Annotated in this window: 16 protein-coding genes; 4 read left to right on the top strand and 12 right to left on the bottom strand. The window is 69.0% G+C overall.

Features of this window, described 5'->3' with window-relative positions:
• Positions 1–20 precede the first annotated feature (20 nt).
• Positions 21–1,439, top strand: a complete 1,419-nt coding sequence (locus QM708_RS03630) for an NAD(P)H-quinone dehydrogenase (protein WP_415104490.1) — start codon at positions 21–23, stop codon at positions 1,437–1,439.
• Here the strand turns inward: QM708_RS03630 and QM708_RS03625 are convergent.
• Together QM708_RS03625 and QM708_RS03620 are read right to left on the bottom strand one after the other, a co-directional pair.
• A complete protein-coding gene (locus QM708_RS03625; RefSeq protein WP_415104488.1) occupies positions 1,436–2,314 on the bottom strand; it encodes an FGGY-family carbohydrate kinase in 879 nt (292 codons plus the stop codon). The genes QM708_RS03630 and QM708_RS03625 overlap by 4 nt on opposite strands.
• A gap of 16 nt (positions 2,315–2,330) precedes the next feature.
• Entirely contained in the window at positions 2,331–2,963 is a 633-nt protein-coding gene (locus QM708_RS03620) for an FGGY family carbohydrate kinase (RefSeq protein WP_415104486.1), read from the bottom strand.
• Between the two features lie 124 nt (positions 2,964–3,087).
• Between QM708_RS03620 and QM708_RS03615 the strand changes: the two genes are divergently transcribed.
• Positions 3,088–4,017 carry a hypothetical protein gene (locus QM708_RS03615; protein ID WP_415104484.1) on the top strand — a complete coding sequence of 310 codons (930 nt, stop codon included), beginning with the start codon at positions 3,088–3,090 and terminating at the stop codon, positions 4,015–4,017.
• Here the strand turns inward: QM708_RS03615 and QM708_RS03610 are convergent.
• The 7 genes from QM708_RS03610 to QM708_RS03580 form a co-directional block, all read right to left on the bottom strand.
• Positions 4,010–5,092, bottom strand: coding sequence for a glycosyltransferase family 2 protein (locus QM708_RS03610; protein WP_415104482.1), 1,083 nt, complete (start codon positions 5,090–5,092; stop codon positions 4,010–4,012). The genes QM708_RS03615 and QM708_RS03610 overlap by 8 nt on opposite strands.
• Before the next feature lie 62 nt (positions 5,093–5,154).
• Entirely contained in the window at positions 5,155–5,976 is an 822-nt protein-coding gene (locus QM708_RS03605) for a hypothetical protein (protein WP_415104480.1), read from the bottom strand.
• A 69-nt stretch (positions 5,977–6,045) separates the two neighbouring features.
• Positions 6,046–7,812: an acetyl/propionyl/methylcrotonyl-CoA carboxylase subunit alpha gene (locus QM708_RS03600; RefSeq protein ID WP_415104478.1), complete on the bottom strand. Its 1,767-nt coding sequence runs from the start codon at positions 7,810–7,812 to the stop codon at positions 6,046–6,048.
• Positions 7,813–7,932: 120 nt separating this feature from the next.
• Positions 7,933–8,832 (bottom strand): decaprenyl-phosphate phosphoribosyltransferase, encoded by a 900-nt coding sequence (locus QM708_RS03595; RefSeq protein WP_415104476.1) that lies wholly within the window; start codon positions 8,830–8,832, stop codon positions 7,933–7,935.
• Positions 8,833–8,856: 24 nt separating this feature from the next.
• Complete coding sequence (locus QM708_RS03590; RefSeq protein ID WP_415104474.1) at positions 8,857–9,483, bottom strand: Maf family protein; 627 nt, start codon at positions 9,481–9,483, stop codon at positions 8,857–8,859.
• On the bottom strand, positions 9,480–9,722 hold the full coding sequence (locus tag QM708_RS03585; RefSeq protein ID WP_415104472.1) for an acyl-CoA carboxylase subunit epsilon: 243 nt from the start codon (positions 9,720–9,722) through the stop codon (positions 9,480–9,482). The genes QM708_RS03590 and QM708_RS03585 overlap by 4 nt, the downstream gene beginning before the upstream one ends.
• The gene (locus tag QM708_RS03580) at positions 9,719–11,293 is read right to left on the bottom strand and encodes an acyl-CoA carboxylase subunit beta (RefSeq protein WP_415104470.1); all 1,575 of its coding nucleotides are present in this window, start codon (positions 11,291–11,293) and stop codon (positions 9,719–9,721) included. Before QM708_RS03580 ends, QM708_RS03585 begins: the two co-directional genes overlap by 4 nt.
• 69 nt (positions 11,294–11,362) lie before the next feature.
• On the opposite strand from QM708_RS03580, the gene QM708_RS03575 reads away from it, so the two are divergent.
• Positions 11,363–12,139, top strand: a complete 777-nt coding sequence (locus tag QM708_RS03575) for a biotin--[acetyl-CoA-carboxylase] ligase (protein WP_415104468.1) — start codon at positions 11,363–11,365, stop codon at positions 12,137–12,139.
• A 16-nt stretch (positions 12,140–12,155) separates the two neighbouring features.
• On the opposite strand, the gene QM708_RS03570 is transcribed toward QM708_RS03575, so the two are convergent.
• Complete coding sequence (locus tag QM708_RS03570; protein WP_415104466.1) at positions 12,156–12,791, bottom strand: alpha/beta fold hydrolase; 636 nt, start codon at positions 12,789–12,791, stop codon at positions 12,156–12,158.
• Between the two features lie 131 nt (positions 12,792–12,922).
• Between QM708_RS03570 and QM708_RS03565 the strand changes: the two genes are divergently transcribed.
• Positions 12,923–13,456: a GtrA family protein gene (locus tag QM708_RS03565; protein ID WP_415104464.1), complete on the top strand. Its 534-nt coding sequence runs from the start codon at positions 12,923–12,925 to the stop codon at positions 13,454–13,456.
• A gap of 505 nt (positions 13,457–13,961) precedes the next feature.
• Here the strand turns inward: QM708_RS03565 and QM708_RS03560 are convergent.
• The gene (locus QM708_RS03560) at positions 13,962–14,879 is read right to left on the bottom strand and encodes a hypothetical protein (protein ID WP_415104462.1); all 918 of its coding nucleotides are present in this window, start codon (positions 14,877–14,879) and stop codon (positions 13,962–13,964) included.
• A 371-nt stretch (positions 14,880–15,250) separates the two neighbouring features.
• Positions 15,251–15,964, bottom strand: a complete 714-nt coding sequence (locus QM708_RS03555) for a Type 1 glutamine amidotransferase-like domain-containing protein (RefSeq protein WP_415104460.1) — start codon at positions 15,962–15,964, stop codon at positions 15,251–15,253.
• Positions 15,965–15,988 lie beyond the last annotated feature (24 nt).

Genomic DNA, 15,988 nt, shown 5'->3' with positions numbered 1-15,988 from the left:
CGCATGCCACAATGCCGGGCATGGCGGACGTGGTGATCATCGGTGGCGGTCCTGGCGGCTACGAGGCGGCTCTGGTCGGGAATCAGTTGGGTGGGAAGGTCACGCTGGTGGAACGCCGCGGGCTGGGCGGCTCGGCCGTCCTCACCGATGTGGTGCCCTCCAAGACCTTGATCGCCACCGCGGAGGTGATGAACAAGATCCACCGCGCGAACTCGCTCGGGCTGCAACCGGTCGACCCCGCGCTGTCCGACCTGGCCGACGCCGTGCGCGTCGACCTCGGTCACGTCAACCGGCGGGTGATCGGGCTGGCCACCCAGCAGTCCACCGACATCCGCGCCCGGCTGGTGCGCGAGGGCATCCGCATCATCGACGGCACCGGACGCCTCGACGGCACTGAGGCGGTTATCGCCACCACCCCTGATGGGCGGGAGGAGCGGTTGCCGGCCGACATCACCCTGATCGCGGTCGGGGCGCGTCCTCGCGAACTGCCCGATGCGATGCCCGACGGCGTCCGGATTCTCAACTGGACCCAGATGTACAACCTCACCGAGCTTCCCGAGCGGCTGATCGTGGTCGGCTCGGGCGTGACCGGCGCCGAGTTCGCGGGCGCCTACCGCAACCTCGGCGTCGAGGTCGTGCTGGTGTCCTCGCGGCACCAGGTGCTGCCGAGTGAGGACGCCGACGCCGGCCGGGTGATCCAGGACGTGTTCGAGTCCTCGGGCATGACGATCATGTCGAACGCGCGCGCGATCGCGGCCCGCGTCGAGGGCGACGGCGTCGTGGTGACGCTGGCCGACGGCGGCACCGTCGAGGGCAGCCACGTGCTGATGGCCGTCGGCGCGCTGCCCAACACCGAGAACCTCGGGCTGGAGGCCGCCGGCGTCGTCACCACGGCGTCCGGGCACGTGCAGGTCGACCGGGTCTCGCGCACCTCGGCGCGCGGCGTGTACGCCGCCGGCGACTGCACCGGCGTGTTCAACCTGGCCTCGGTGGCCGCCATGCAGGGCCGCATCGCGATGTGGCACTCCCTCGGCGATGCGGTCGCCCCGCTCGACCTGCGCACGGTCTCCTCGAACGTGTTCACTTCCCCCGAGATCGCCACGGTGGGCGTCTCGCAGAGCGAGGTGGACGCCGGCATCGTCCGGGCCCGGGCGGTGGTGCTGCCGCTGGGCTCGAACGCGCGCGCCAAGATGAAGGACAACCGCGACGGCTTCGTGAAGGTGTTCTGCCTGCCGACGACCGGCATCGTGATCGGCGGCGTCATCGTCGCCTCGCACGCCAGCGAACTGATCCATGTGCTCGCCGTCGCGGTCGCCTCCAAGCTGACCGTGGACGAGCTCGCGCAGGCCTTCACCGTGTACCCGTCGGTGTCGGGATCGATCGCCGAGGCGGCTCGTCGCCTGCACGGCAGCGCCGGCGACGAGCACCTCGTCTACTAGCCGGACGCCGCGGTGCCCTCGGCGATCACGCCGTCGTACACCGCCTCGAAGCGCTCGCGCAGCCCGTCGTAGTACCCCCGCTGGGCGGGATCGGGCAGGGTGAGCGCGGTCTCGGGAATGCGCGCCATCGGGTGGCCCGGATCGAGCGCGGTGAGCGCCATCACGGCCGCGCCGCGCATGGTGACCCGCTTGACGTCGACGACCTGCACCGGGAATCCGAGCGCCTGGGTGACGATCTCCATCACGCCGGGGTAGTCCTGGGTGACGCCGCCGGAGGCGATCACCCGGCTCAGCGCGGGGTTGACGCTGGCCAGCTGCTCGAAGACGCGGGCGTAGGAGACCGCGACCCCCTCGCAGGCCCCGCGCCACAGGTCGAGCCCGGTGGTCGAGGACGAGACGCCGGTGAACACGGCGCGGGCGTTGCCGGCCCATCCGGTGGCGCGTTCGCCGGTCAGGAAGGGCAGCACGAGTGGGGTGCCGGCGCCCGGCGCCGCGCGCAGAGCGGCGTCGATCTCCTCGGGGGTCGCCGCGGCGAATGTCCGCTCCATCCAGGCCATCACCCGGCCGACATCGTTGAGCGCGCCGCCCACGATCGAGGAATGCCGCGAGACGCGGTAGGCCCACAGGCCCGAGGGCAGCACCTGCGGGGTGCCGGGAACGATCACCCGCATGGCGCCCGAGGTGGCGGCCGACAGCGCGGCGTCCTCGGGCGTGATGGCTCCCACGCCCAGGTTCGAGGCGTAGCCGTCGGGGATGGCGGGGAACCATGCGGCTCCCTCCAGGGCCGGCCAGCGGCGTGCCACCTCGCGTGAGACGTCGGTGATCGGGTCCTCGGGATCCACGATCGGTGCGAACTGGCCGGCGGAGACGCCCATCACGTCCAGCAGTTCCTCATCCAGGGTGAGCGTGTGCCGGTTCAGGATGCCTGGCCCAGGCCATCGTCGAGGTCGCGGCGCCCTCGATCCCGGCCAGCTTCGCGTAGACGTACTCGCCCAGCGAGAGGAATTTCGTGGTGGCCGCCCACACGCCCGGGAAGGAGTCCTGCAGCCACAGCATCCGCGGCGGGTGATAGCTGGTGTGCAGCCGCGCGCCGATGCGCTGGTGGATGTCGGCTTCGTCGAGGCGCTCGCGCAACACCGCCAGGTGGGCGGCGGAGCGTCCGTCGGCGTAGGTGATGCACGGGGTGACCGCCTCGCCCTGGGCGTCCACGCAGACCAGCGAGGAGGCGAAGGTGTCCATCACGACGGCCCTGATGCTGCCCGGCTCCAGACCCTTGACCGTCTGGGTGATCACCTGGGCGACCTCATCGGCGACCTGGTCGGCGTAGATCTCCGCGGTTCCGTCGGCGCGTTCGGTGAACAGGTGCTCGGCCTTGAAGGTGCGCTTCTTGATCGGGCGGGCGTAGCCGTCGTACAGGGCGCACCGCGTCGAACCCGAGCCGATGTCGAGAGCGAGGACGATCGGCTGCACGGCCTGGGCGAGCGAGACCGACGTGGCTTCGGGGAGTTCGTTGAATGCTGTCACGGGGGTTCCTTCGGCACTGGAGGAGGACGATCCGGGTCCCACCCTACGGGTTTCCCACGTCAAGTGGCACGACAACGGCGTGCGATGCCGGGACTGAGCCCGGCAGCCGGTACCGTAGGTGGACGTGAGTCAGAACATCCCCTTGGCCGTCGGTCTGGTCATCGTCGGTTCGTTCTGCTTCGCCCTGTCCGCGCATTTCCAGCACAACGCGGTCGACAGCCACCTGAACGGCAACGTGCACAAGGAGCGCATGGGCTTCGTCGCCCTCCTCGAGGCCGTGCAGCGTCCGCGCTGGATCATCGGCCTCGTGTTCATGGCGGCATCGTTCTTCCTGCAGTTCGGCGCGCTCTTCATCGCGCCCTTGACTGTCGTGCAGCCACTGGGGCTGCTGGCATTCCCGTGGTCGATCCTGCTCGCCGCCAGCGCCAGCCGTACCCCCGTCCCACCCGGCATCCGCATGGCCGTGGCGGTCACCGTCGCCGCGACGCTCGCCTTCACGATCGTGACCGGCAGCCACGCGACCGCGGACTCCGAACTGGTCATCCGGCGGGTCGTCTTCGGCGCGTTCGTCGTCTATCTCATCGCGTTCGTGTTCGCCTCCCTGGGGGCACGCGGCCCGGCAGCCTGGCGCTGCCTGTTCTGGTCCTCCGGCGGAGCTCTGTTCTACGGCCTGGAGGCCGCCTTGGTGAAGTCGCTGATGGGCTACGCCAAGCTACATCCGTGGCCGTTCACCACGCTGTTCTGGTGCATCGTCGCGGCGCTGGTCTTCGGGGCGGTGGCTGCCGGGTGGTTCATCCAGCAGGGCTACGCGACCGGTGCCCCCGAGATCGTCGTCGGTTCGATGAACGTGACCAGCCCCGTGGTGGCGGTCGCCTTCGGCTTCCTGGTGCTCGGCGAGGGGACCCGCATCACGCTCCCGATCGCGCTGCTGATGATCGCACTGGGGGCCATCGCGGTGAGCGGCGTGGTCGCACTGACCCGCTTCCACCCCACTTATGTGCCTGCCGGCGAAGACGCGGACGCCGAGGCGTCCGACCGCGACGAGATCAGTTGAAGCGGTAGAGCTTCTGCGCGGTGCGGTACAGCACCGTGGACGCCTTGCGGCCGAGGGGGCCGGGCAGGTTGGCGCCCAGCACCAGCGGCAGGCGCAGGCCGAGCCGGTGCTTCAGGATCGGGTCGATGCCGTCGATGTGCTCCCACATCTCCCGGCGCATCCGCAGGCCCTTCTCGGTGCCCTCCAGCAGCGCGAACATCGACGAGGCGGTGACGATCAGGCCCAGGTACTGCTCCATATAGCCGGCCAGGCGGCGGTTGCCGGCCCCCTCGGGCAGCTTGTGCGCTTCGACCATCACCCGGGTGACGCGCATCTGCTGGTCCAGCCGGCTGATCTGCACCGACTCGTTGACCGACTGGTCCTCGCGGCCGATGAAGTAGCGGTACAGGTTCACCGGCAGGTAGTACAGCGTCTGGACGCTGGGCAGCGGCACGTAGACGAAGATGTTGTCGACGTAGAAGGTGTGCTCGGGCAGCTCGACGCCCGAGTCGCGCAGGATCTGGGTGCGGAAGATGGCCGCGTGCATCAGGATGTTCTGGCCGGGGCCGGAGAAGCCGAGCTCGTTCCAGGTGAACACCCGGTTCTGCGGCATCATCCGCCGGTAACGGATCACCTTCTGGGTGCCCGAGTTGGTGTGCTCGTAGACGTAGTTGGCGACCACCAGGTCGACCGGCGAACCGGAGGCGATGAAGTGCCGCAGCTTCGACAGCGTCAGGTTGAGCGCGACCGGGTCGAGCCAGTCGTCGGAGTCGACCACCTTGAAGTAGACCCCGGACGCCGCCCGCAGGCCGGCCATCACCGCGCCGCCATGACCCTTGTTCTCCTGGTGGATCACCTTGATCACGTCGGGATGCTGCGCGGCCCACGCGTCGGCCTTCTCGGCGGTGTCGTCCCGCGTCGAGCCGTCGTTGACGATGATGATCTCGATGTCGCCGCGCCCGCGCAGGATCGAGTCGATGCAGTGGTCCATGTACTCGGCCGAGTTGTAACACGGGATGACGAAGGTGATTTCCTTCTGGCGGACGTAGGGATGGTCGGCGGTCACAGGTTCCTTCTTCGTCAGGTGGCTGAGCATTCCTGCCAAGGTTACCGGGTCGCGCGCAGGCGCTGGTTCAGCGCGCCGCGCGCGGGCCGGTTTCAGTCGAACAGTCCGCCGAAGAGGTCGCCGATGCCCTCGCCGAGGCCTTCCAGGCCCTCCCCGAGCCCTTCACCGAGATCGCCCAGCCCTTCGCCCAGGCCGCCCAGCCCTTCGCCGAGGCCGGCCGCCAGGTGCGGCAGCGCGCCGATGCCATGGAAGATCAGCGAGCCAATCGCGATGTCACGGATCAGGTTGCTGCCCTGCCAGCTGGAGTAGTAGCCCTGCGCGTACGGCGCGTACTCGCCGCCGGCCTGCCAGTAGGGCACCCGCCGGGCGCCGACCGGGACGGTGCGCACGTGCGGCTCGGCACCGGCGAGGACGCGCTCGGCGTCCGCGGGACAGGCCGGGACCGAACGGACCGAGCCGCCCGGGGGAGCCCAGTCCACATTGGTGCTGGACGGGCCGTGGGAGGGGTTGAAGAAGCAGGGCGGGCGCTTGACCGGCAGCGGATCGCCCGCGACGCGCGCTTTCACGCAGGCGATCGCGTAGCGGCCCTCCTCCAGGATCTCGGTGACGAACCGGATCTCTTCGGCCTGCTTCACCGCGTCGAGGGACTCCTTGGCGTGCTCGTAGGCGTCCAGGGCGCGGCCATAGTCCTCGCGCATCGCCTCGTCCAGCGGATGCCCCGCGACGTCGCCGTCGAGGCGCTGCAGTTCCTCGCCGAACTTGGTGACGTCCTCTTCGGCCGTCCGCTTCACGCTGGCGAGCTGATCCTCCAACTCGGCCGCCTGCTGCTTCTCCAGCTTCTGCTGATTGCGCCCCAGGCGCATCGCGAAGTATGAGACGAAAGCGACGATGAGTAGCAGGCCGACGAACTCCATGCCTCTATCCTGCCAGCGGCCCCCAAGCCGGAAGCTGGGGGGCCGCTGTGCGGAGGCAATGATCAGGGATTATTCAGGGTCGACGATTTCGCACAGCGCCGCGCCGGACGACACGGTCTGCCCGGCCTCGGCCTGCAGCCCCTTGATGATGCCCGAGCGGTGCGCGTTGAGCGGCTGCTCCATCTTCATCGCCTCCAGCACCACGATCAGATCGCCCTCGGCCACCTCGTCGCCCTCGGCGACCGCGACCTTGACGATGGTGCCCTGCATCGGGGAGGTGAGCGCATTGCTGGACGGTGCCGCCGCCTTCGCGCCACCGCGGTCGCGCTTGGTCGGCCGCTTGCCCTTGGCGGACGCCGCGGGTGCGGCGCTGCCCAGGACGGCGGGAAGCTTGACCTCGACGCGGCGTCCGTTGACCTCGACGACGACCGTGGTCTTCTCGGTCTCCTCCGATTCGCCCAACTCGCCGGTGTAGGCCTCGACCTTGTTGTCGAACTCGGTCTCGATCCACCGGGTATGCACCTTGAAGTCGCCATCGGGTGCGGCGTAGGCCGGGTCGTTCAGCACGACCTGGTGGAACGGGATGACGGTCGGCATGCCGGTGAGCACCGTCTCGGCCAGCGCGCGCTTGGAGCGGGCGATCGCCTGTTCGCGGCTGGCGCCGGTCACGATCACCTTCGCCACCAGCGAGTCGAACGAACCCGGGACGGCCATTCCGGCCAGGTAGCCCTCATCGACGCGGACGCCGGGGCCGGTCGGCGCGTGCCACTGCACCAGGGTGCCGGGGGCCGGCATGAAGTTGCGGCCGGCGTCCTCGGCATTGATCCGGAACTCGATCGCATGCCCGCGCACGACCGGATCGCCGTAGCCCAGTTCCTCGCCGTCGGCGATGCGGAACATCTCGCGGACCAGATCGATTCCGGTGACCTCCTCCGACACCGGGTGCTCGACCTGCAGGCGGGTGTTCACCTCGAGGAACGAGATCCGGCCGTCGGTGGCGACCAGGAACTCGCACGTGCCGGCGCCGACGTAGCCGGCCTCCTTCAGGATCGCCTTCGACGACGTGTACAGCGTCTCGATCTGCTCGGCGGTCAGGAACGGCGCGGGCGCCTCCTCCACCAGCTTTTGGTGGCGGCGCTGCAGCGAGCAGTCACGGGTCGAGACGACGACCACGTTGCCGTGGGCGTCGGCCAGGCACTGGGTCTCGACGTGGCGCGGCTTGTCGAGGTACTGCTCCACGAAGCACTCGCCACGGCCGAAGGCGGTGACGGCTTCACGGGTGGCGGACTCGAACAGTTCGGCGACCTCGTCCAGCTCACGGGCCACCTTCAGGCCACGGCCGCCGCCGCCGTAGGCGGCCTTGATCGCAATCGGCAGGCCGTACTCCTGGGCGAAGGCGACGACCTCCTCGGCGCCGGAGACCGGGTCCGGGGTGCCGTGCACCAGCGGGGCGCCCACCTTCTGCGCGATGTGGCGGGCCTTGACCTTGTCGCCGAGCGCGTCGATCGCGGCCGGCGGCGGGCCGATCCAGATCAGGCCCGCGTCGATGACGGCCTGGGCGAACTGCGCGTTCTCGGCGAGGAAGCCGTAGCCGGGATGGATCGCGTTCGCGCCACAGCGCGCGGCGATGTCGAGGATCTTGGCGACGTCGAGGTAGGTCTCGGCGGGAGTCATGCCATTGAGGGCGAATGCCTCGTCGGCGAGCTTGACGAACAGCCCGTCGGCGTCCGGATCGGCGTAGATGGCCACGCTCGGCAGGCCGGCATCGCGCGCGGCACGGATGACGCGGACGGCAATCTCACCGCGATTGGCGACGAGCACCTTGGTGATAGGCACATTTCCTCCTTGAAAGACCCGTTCCTGGGCTACACAGCCGTGTCGGTTCGGAGTCTAGGACCAAGAATGCGCACGCTCCGAATCCGGGATGACGCAGCAGCCGGAACGAACCGGTCAGGGTCAGAGAAATACGCCGATGGCAAGGGGAACCGCCCACGCCACCGCGAGCAGCTGCAGTACGCGATCGCCCATCACGACGCTTTCGGGCTCGCCCGCCTGGCCGGTGTCGATGACGTAGGCGTAGCGCATCAGCGCGAGCGTGAACGGCGCGATCGAGATCGCATGCCAGGGCAGCTGGAACAGTTCGGCATCGCCGCGCTGCTCGAAGGCCCACAGGCTGTAGGACATGATCACCGCGGTGCAGGCCATCGTCCAGGCGAACCGCAGGTAGGAGTCGGTGTAGCGCTCCAAGGACGCGCGGGTGCCGGCGTCCGGCCCCAGTTCGCGCATCTCGGAATACCGCTTGCCCGCCACCATGAACAGCGAACCGAAGGAGGCCACCAACAAGAACCACTGCGACAGGGGGATGTGGGACGCCACACCGCCGGCGATCGCCCGCAGCAAGAAGCCGGACGCCACCATGGCGAGGTCGATGATCGGCTGGTTCTTCAAGAACAAGGAGTAGCCGACCTGGAGCAGCCAGTAGAGAGCCAGGGTGACGCCCAGCATGGGCGCGACGAGGAAGCCCAGGGCCAGACTCGCCGCAGCCGTGAGCGCCGCGAGCCCCAGCGCGGTCGGTTGCGCCAGCTCGCCGGCCGCGATCGGGCGCAACCGCTTCTTCGGGTGCAGCCGGTCGGATTCGATGTCGCGCACATCGTTGATCAGGTAGATGGATGCGCTGATCAGGCAGAAGGACACGAAGGCCCACAGCGTGTTGAGTGCGACCGTGGGAGCGAGCAGCGTGCCCGCCGCGACCGGTGCCGCCGCGACGAGGACGTTCTTCACCCACTGCTGGGGGCGCATCGCGCGTACCCAGGCGGGCAGGTGGGGACGGGGGGTCACGGGAACGGGATCAGTCATGGCCGCACCATGCTACCCAGCGGCTCAACCCCCGGTCTGCTCCGTGGTGTTCCACAGACCTGTCCACTCCACGCCGACGGTGGCCAGCATCCGGCGCAGCAGGGGAACGCTGAGGCCGATCACGTTGTGATGATCGCCCTCCAGCCGTTCGACGAAGGCGCCGCCGAAACCATCGATGGTGAACGCGCCGGCGCAGTGGTGCGGTTCGCCGGTGGCAATGTAGGCCTCGATCTCGGCGTCCGACACGTCGGCGAACGTCACCGCCGTGAGCGCCGCCTCCGTCCGGCCCACCCCGTCACCGTCACGCGCGACGATCAGGTGATGACCCGTGATCAGGTCGCCGCGCCGCCCCCGCATCGCCTGCCAGCGGGCGCGCACCACATCATCGGTGTACGGCTTGCCGTGCACGGCGCCGTCCAAGACGAGGATCGAATCGCACCCGATCACGATGACGTCCTGCGGTGCGTCCAGACTCGCGAAGACGGCCTCCGCCTTGAGCCGCGCCAGTTCCATGGCCAGCTCGCGCGGCTCCGCGGCCTCGACACGGGACTCGTCGACGCCGGAGACGATCACCTCGGGCTCGATCCCGGCGCCCCGGAGCACGCTCACGCGGGCCGGGGACGCCGACGCCAGGACGACGCGCACGCTCAACGCCGCGCGGTGCTACGCCAGGCGGCGTGGCCTTGCAGCATCGGCTGGCGCACCAGGTGCCAGTGGGAGCGCCAGCCGCCCGCGATCGCTGAGGAGGCGGGAGCATGCGGACGTCCGCGGCCGCGCCGCAGCACCGCGAACACCGCGGTGAGCGCCGCCACCTCCTCGTCGCTCACCTGGCCCGAGACGATCTGGAAGGCCGGCGCCTGCACCGGGTCGAGATTCTCCGCCCCGGTCACAGCGGGATGTTCCCGTGCTTCTTGGGCGGAAGCGACTCGCGCTTGGTGCGCAGCAGCCGCATCACCCGGATGATCGTCTCGCGCGTCGAGTGCGGGTAGATCACCTGGTCGATGTAGCCGCGCTCGGCCGCGACGTACGGGTTGGCCAACTCGTCGTTGTACTCCTGGATCAGCTGCTGGCGGCGGGCAGCCGGATCCTCGGCCTCGGCCAGCTCCTTGCGGTATAGGATCTCGACCGCACCCTCGGCGCCCATCACGGCGATCTGGGCGGTCGGCCAGGCCAGGTTCACGTCGGCACCCAGGTGCTTGGAGCCCATCACGTCGTACGCGCCGCCGTAGGCCTTGCGGGTGATGATCGTCACCAGCGGCACGGTGGCCTCGGCGTAGGCGTAGATCAGTTTCGCGCCGCGGCGGATGATGCCGTTGTGCTCCTGCTCGACCCCGGGCAGGAAGCCGGGCACATCGACGAAGGTCAGCACCGGGATGTTGAAGCAGTCACAGGTGCGGACGAAGCGCGCCGCCTTCTCGGAGGCGTCGATGTCGAGGCAGCCGGCGAACACCATCGGCTGGTTGGCCACCACACCGACCACCCGGCCCTCGATCCGGCCGAAGCCGACCACGATGTTGCCGGCGAACAGCGGCTGCACCTCGAGGAACTCGTCGTCGTCGAGCACCGTCTTGATCACGGTGCGCATGTCGTAAGGCTGGTTCGGGCTGTCGGGAATCAGCGTGTCGAGCTCGCGGTCGTGATCGGTGATGGTCAGGTCGACCTCGGTCTCGTCGTAGACCGGCGGATCTTCCAGATTGTTCTGCGGCAGGTAGCTGATCAGCTCGCGGACGTACTCGATCGCGTCGTTGTCGTCGGCGGCCAGATAGTGCGCGTTGCCCGACTTCTGGTTGTGGGTACGGCCGCCGCCCAGCTCTTCGAGGGTGACGTCCTCACCGGTGACCGTCTTGATCACGGCCGGGCCGGTGATGAACATCTGGCTGGTCTGGTCGACCATGATCGTGAAGTCGGTGAGCGCGGGGGAGTACACGTGGCCACCGGCCGCGGCACCCATGATCAGCGAGATCTGCGGGATGACGCCGGAGGCGAGCGTGTTGCGGCGGAAGATCTCGCCGTACAGGCCGAGGCTGACCACGCCCTCCTGGATGCGGGCGCCGCCGCCTTCGTTGATGCCGATCAGCGGGCAGCCGGTCTTGATGGCGAAGTCGATGATCTTGACGATCTTCTCGCCGTAGACCTGGCCCAGCGCGCCGCCGAACAGCGCGACGTCCTGGCTGAACACGCAGACGGGGCGTCCGTGGATTGCGCCGACGCCGGTGATGACGCCATCTGTGTAGGGACGCTTGGCTTGCATGCCGAACGCCGTGGACCGGTGGCGGGCGAATTCGTCGAACTCCGCGAACGTGCCCTCGTCCAAGAGCGCGGCGATGCGCTCGCGGGCGGTGAGCTTGCCCTTGGCATGCTGCTTCTCGACGGCGGCCGGGGAGGCAGCGTTGACGGCGGCGTCAATGCGCTCTCCGAGATCGGCGATCTTGCCCTGTGTCGTGTGGATGTCGATCTCCATGGGGCGACGATAATGCCAAGGGGCGCCAGTTGCCCAAGCCGACCTGACCCTCACCCGAAAGGTGTTGCCGTGACCGACTTCCTGGACGCCCCCGCGCTGCGCGCATCCGTGCTCGGTGGGCTGTGGCGTCAGCTGGATGTAGTCGCGTTCACCGGATCGACCAATGCCGACCTGGCCGCGGCCGCGCGCGCCGGGGCCGAGTCCGGGCGGGTGCTGGCCACCGGCGATCAGCGCACCGGCCGCGGACGCCTCGCGCGCAGTTGGGGCGCGCCGCCGGACACGTCGTTCGCCTGCTCGGTGCTGGTGGCGCCGCGGCGTCCGATGGCCGAATGGGGGCTGCTGCCGCTGCTGGTCGGGATGGCGGTGACCGACGGCGTCCGTGAGGCGACCGGACTGGACGCCGCACTGAAATGGCCCAATGACGTCCTGGTGGACGACCGCAAACTGTGCGGGATCCTGTGCGAGTCCGTCTTCGACGCCCCCGGCAGGCCGCACGCGGTGCTCGGCTTCGGGCTGAACGTCGCCTTGAGCACCGAACAGCTCCCGGTGCCGACCGCCACCTCGACCCGGCTCGAGGGTTCGGACGCCTCCGCGACCGCGATCCTGGCTGCCTGCCTGGTCGCGCTGGAACGCTGGTTCACCTTCTGGGACGCCGGCGGCGACATCATCGCCCCCTACCGGGAACGCTGCGGAACGCTGGGCCGCGACGTCGTGGTGCACCTGGCCGGCGGCCCCGTCACGGGGCGTGCGGTGGCGGTGGACGCCCACGGCGGCATCGTCGTCGCCACCCCCACCGGTCATCAGACCTTCGTCGCCGGCGACGTGGAACACCTGCGCCGCGCCTAGACCTCGTTCGCTGCGGTCAGTCAGCGGTGAGGAAGCCGTAGACGAGTTCGTTGAAGCGCTCCGGGGCGTCCGTGTTGAGCTGATGGCCCGCACCTTGGATGATCTCCAGGCGCGCGCCCGGGATTCCGGCGGCGAGCGCCTGCGCGGCGGGCTGATTGGGCTTGTCATCGGAGCCGACCAGCACCAGGGTGCGCGCCGTCACCTTGCCGAGCTGGGAGCGGTAGTCGACGTTCGCCGCCTCGTCCAGGGCCTGCAGGAAACGCTTCTTCTCCACGCCCATCGCCGCGAGCCGGCGGGCCGGCATCAGCGAGAACACCAGCTTCTGGGCGCGCATCACCGACTTCGGCGGATTCACCTGACCGGCGGCCAGCACCAGATGCGAGACGCATTCGGGGGCGCGGATCGCGGCGTCCAGGGCGACCACGGCACCCAGGCTGACCCCCACCAGCGACATCTGCTCGACCCCGTGGGTGTTGAGCAGCCCGAGCACGTCGTCGGCGGCGCCGGTCACGCTGAACTGCTCGGCCCGCCCGGGGCGGGTGCCCTTCAGCCACGGCGCCACGGCTTTGAAACCGCCGGGCAGGACGGTGACCTGATCCTGCCAGGACTGAGGAGTCTGACCGAGGCCGTGCAGCAGAACGAGGAGGCGCATGAGCGTCAATCTAGCGGGCGGCGGAAGGTTGGCCGGCGGGACAGCGTCCCGGGCCCGCGTGGTGGTGGCACGCCGCGGGCGGTATGGGCGTGGCCCGAGGGGGCCTGCGGCGGTATGCGACGATGGAAGACGTGAGTGTTTCGCCCGATCCGTCCGCCGTCTCCGCCTCCGGTGCTGCGCCTGGTGAAGGTGCGTTTGACCGGAGTGTCCCGGGAGCCCCCACCGACGGCGGTGGCACGGCGTCCGGTGAGAACGATCCGGCTGCGCCGCGCCCCCAACTGCCGCTGAGCACCCAGCTCACCCGCTTCGTCCTCACCGGCGGACTCTCCGCGGTCGTCGACTACGGGTTGCTGGTGGCCGGCATGGCGTTCGGTCTCGGCTACTCGGCCGCCAAGGCGATCTCGTGGGTGTTCGGCACGATCACCGCGTACGCGATCAACTCGCGCTGGACGTTCAACTCCACCGGCCGCAAAGGCGCCTTCGCCGCCGTCGTCGTGCTCTACCTGACCACGTTCGCGGTACAGGTCGGCACCTTCACCCTGATCTACCCGTTGTTCGAGGCCTGGTGGGGCTCCGGCGTCGCCTCGTTCGCCGGCTTCGTGATCGCCCAAGGCCTCGCCACCACGGTCAACTTCATCGTGCAGCGGACCTTCATCTTCCGCTGAGTCCCCTCCGTTCCCGCGACGGTGCCGATCTTCGTTGACATTGTCGCTATACCCTTTGGCGCCCGGTCCCGACGCCGGTGAGATGAGAAGGTTCGGGTCGAAGTACCGGCCCGCTTCTTCTCCTGTGAGTGGGAGTGGCGTCGTCCCGGTTGAGCGACCGTTGGGGTCGGAAGGTCCGGGTCGGAGTACGAGCCTGTTTCTTCTCGCGCGACGCGAGAACCGTCGTCCGGCTTCGGAAACTGAGGCGGCGGCCAGCCGCTTTCATCGAAGTCGCCCGGTTTCAGTGCAGTCGCCCGGTTTCCTACCAGGGCGAGAGCGACTACACCGGGCGGCGTGTCGGGCGAGTGTGCGTAACCCGGGCGTTGGTGCGGAAACCGGGCGGCGGACGAAGCCGATGCGGTGGACGAAGGCGATCACAGCTGGGGCGGCCTCGGAACGGGTTCGGGATGCTGTTGCGGCCAGACGCGTCTTGGGCAGACGGCCCCGCCCCGGACGGACGCGGTGCTCAGTCGGCGCGGTAGCTGTGGGCCGCCCGGAATGCTTGGCGCAGGTGCTCACCGAGAAGTTGGTGGTCGACAGCTGTCTCCCAATCCCATCGGGTGACCCACCATCCGCAACGCTTGATGAGTTCTTCCCGTTGAACCTGAGCGGCGATGACCTCAGACGGAGAACGGCCGCGGTCGGGGGAGTCGTACTTGACCCGTCCATCGACCTCGCCGACCACGCCCAATTCGGGCCACCCGAAGTCCGACCGAGCCACCCATTCGCCGTCGGCGTTGACGATGTCGAACTGGAGTTCGGGGCGCGGGATTCCGGCCCGGAGCATCGACACCCGGCTGAGTGATTCGGCGGGTGACTCGGCGCGAGGATCGGCGAACTCAAGGACGCTGGTCAGCGTGCGATTGCCCCGGCGTCGGCGTCCGCTGTCGACATAGTCCGCCAGCAGGATTCGGTCCGGTTCGCGCGCGAGGGCGGCGTCGGTGAGCACGACGCCCCAAGCGAAGGTCTCCATCCGGCCGATGTCGGCGATGGTGCGCTCCAACGTGGTGACGGGCACTCCGTCGATCAGCGTGATCTCCGAGGCTGCGAGTGGTGCGTGATGCAGATGGACGCCGGCCTCATGGCGTCCGTGACCGCCCTCCGCACGCGTGAGATGGATCCGTTCGAGGGCGGCGCGACGGACCGGAAGGCCGTGAAACACGGCTGCGGACGTGTGACTGACGACGCTCCCGGTCGTGCGTAGGGACGTCGCGGCGGCGGCCAGTCGGCGGTGTCGCGCTTCGGCGTCCCCGATGACAGGAACGGAGTAGACACCACGCCGCAGCCGGTCGAGCTTTCCGGAGGCGCACGCCTGTGCGATCCGGCGCTGCGTCCATCCTTCGGCGGTGAAGGACTGCGTAGGGCGAAGGTCATGAATGGTCATGACTCCGAGGAGACCATTTGAGGCGGTGCGAACACCAGGCCTTCGGGATGATGTGGAGAACTTGACGGGTTTGTCCACATCGGGCGATTGAGTGACCGTTTTCGCCCGATGGCGCCTATACGCGCGGCCCCTCCCCGGCGTCGGTCTTGGCGCGTTCGTCCTCACGTCGCCCGGCTCCCGCTCAGTCGCCCGGTTTCCTACCCGGGCGAAAGGGACTACACCGGGCGACAGTCCGGGCGGCTGTGCGTAACCCGGGCGTTTGTGCGTTCGCCGGGCGACGTGGGGGTTGCACGGAGAACGACGTGGGGGCACACAGAAAAACCTGGCGCCGGTACGGGCGGCGCCAGGAGTCTGTGAACAGCGATGATCGACTACAAGACCTCGACGGTGAGTTGCTCGGCGACGACACCGGACGTCGAGGGCAGATCCGAGGGCTGGATTGAGAACACCCGCTGTCCGCGCGCTTCGGCGACGCAGCCGGCGAATGTGCCGTCGACGAAGTGGACGCCCGCACCGTCGTCGGCGGCGTAGCCGCCCGGCAGATCGCCGGAGGCGATGGCGTCGGTGTAGACGCCGACACGGCCGTCCTCGGAGTTGAAGTGGCTGCAGAAGCTGCCTTTGACCAGGCCGAGGCCGCCGCGCCAGGCCCGGAAGTCGCCGAACGAGTCGGTGACACTTCCCTCGAACCAGGCGTTGCCTCCGGCTGAGGTGCCGGCCAGCACGACATCACCGGCCTCATAGCGCTTCTTGATCGCCTTGCCGACGCCGTGCGCCTTCCATAGGGCGAGCATGTTCACGGTGGCGCCGTTGCCGACCAGGACCAGGTCCGCCTCCTGAATGCGCGCCACCGCGTTGGCGGCGTCGGTCCACAAGGTCAGCACGATCGGGCGAATACCGAGGGTGCCGTAGGCGACCAGGAACTTGTTGATGTACTGCGGGTCGTCGGCTGAGGCGGTCGGCACGAAGCAGACCTTCGGGCTCGCCTTTCCGGTCAGCTCGACGAGATAGCGGTCGAGGTTGGTGGGAGCGCCGAGGTGCGACGTTGCGAACCCTCCGCCTCCCATCGCGACGATGTGTGCGGTCATGGCGTCATCTTGGCACTCGGCGCG

Origin of the sequence: Propioniciclava sp. (genome assembly GCF_047602245.1) — a bacterium.
Classification (GTDB): domain Bacteria; phylum Actinomycetota; class Actinomycetes; order Propionibacteriales; family Propionibacteriaceae; genus Propioniciclava.
This window is presented reverse-complemented; position numbering and strand designations above follow the sequence as displayed.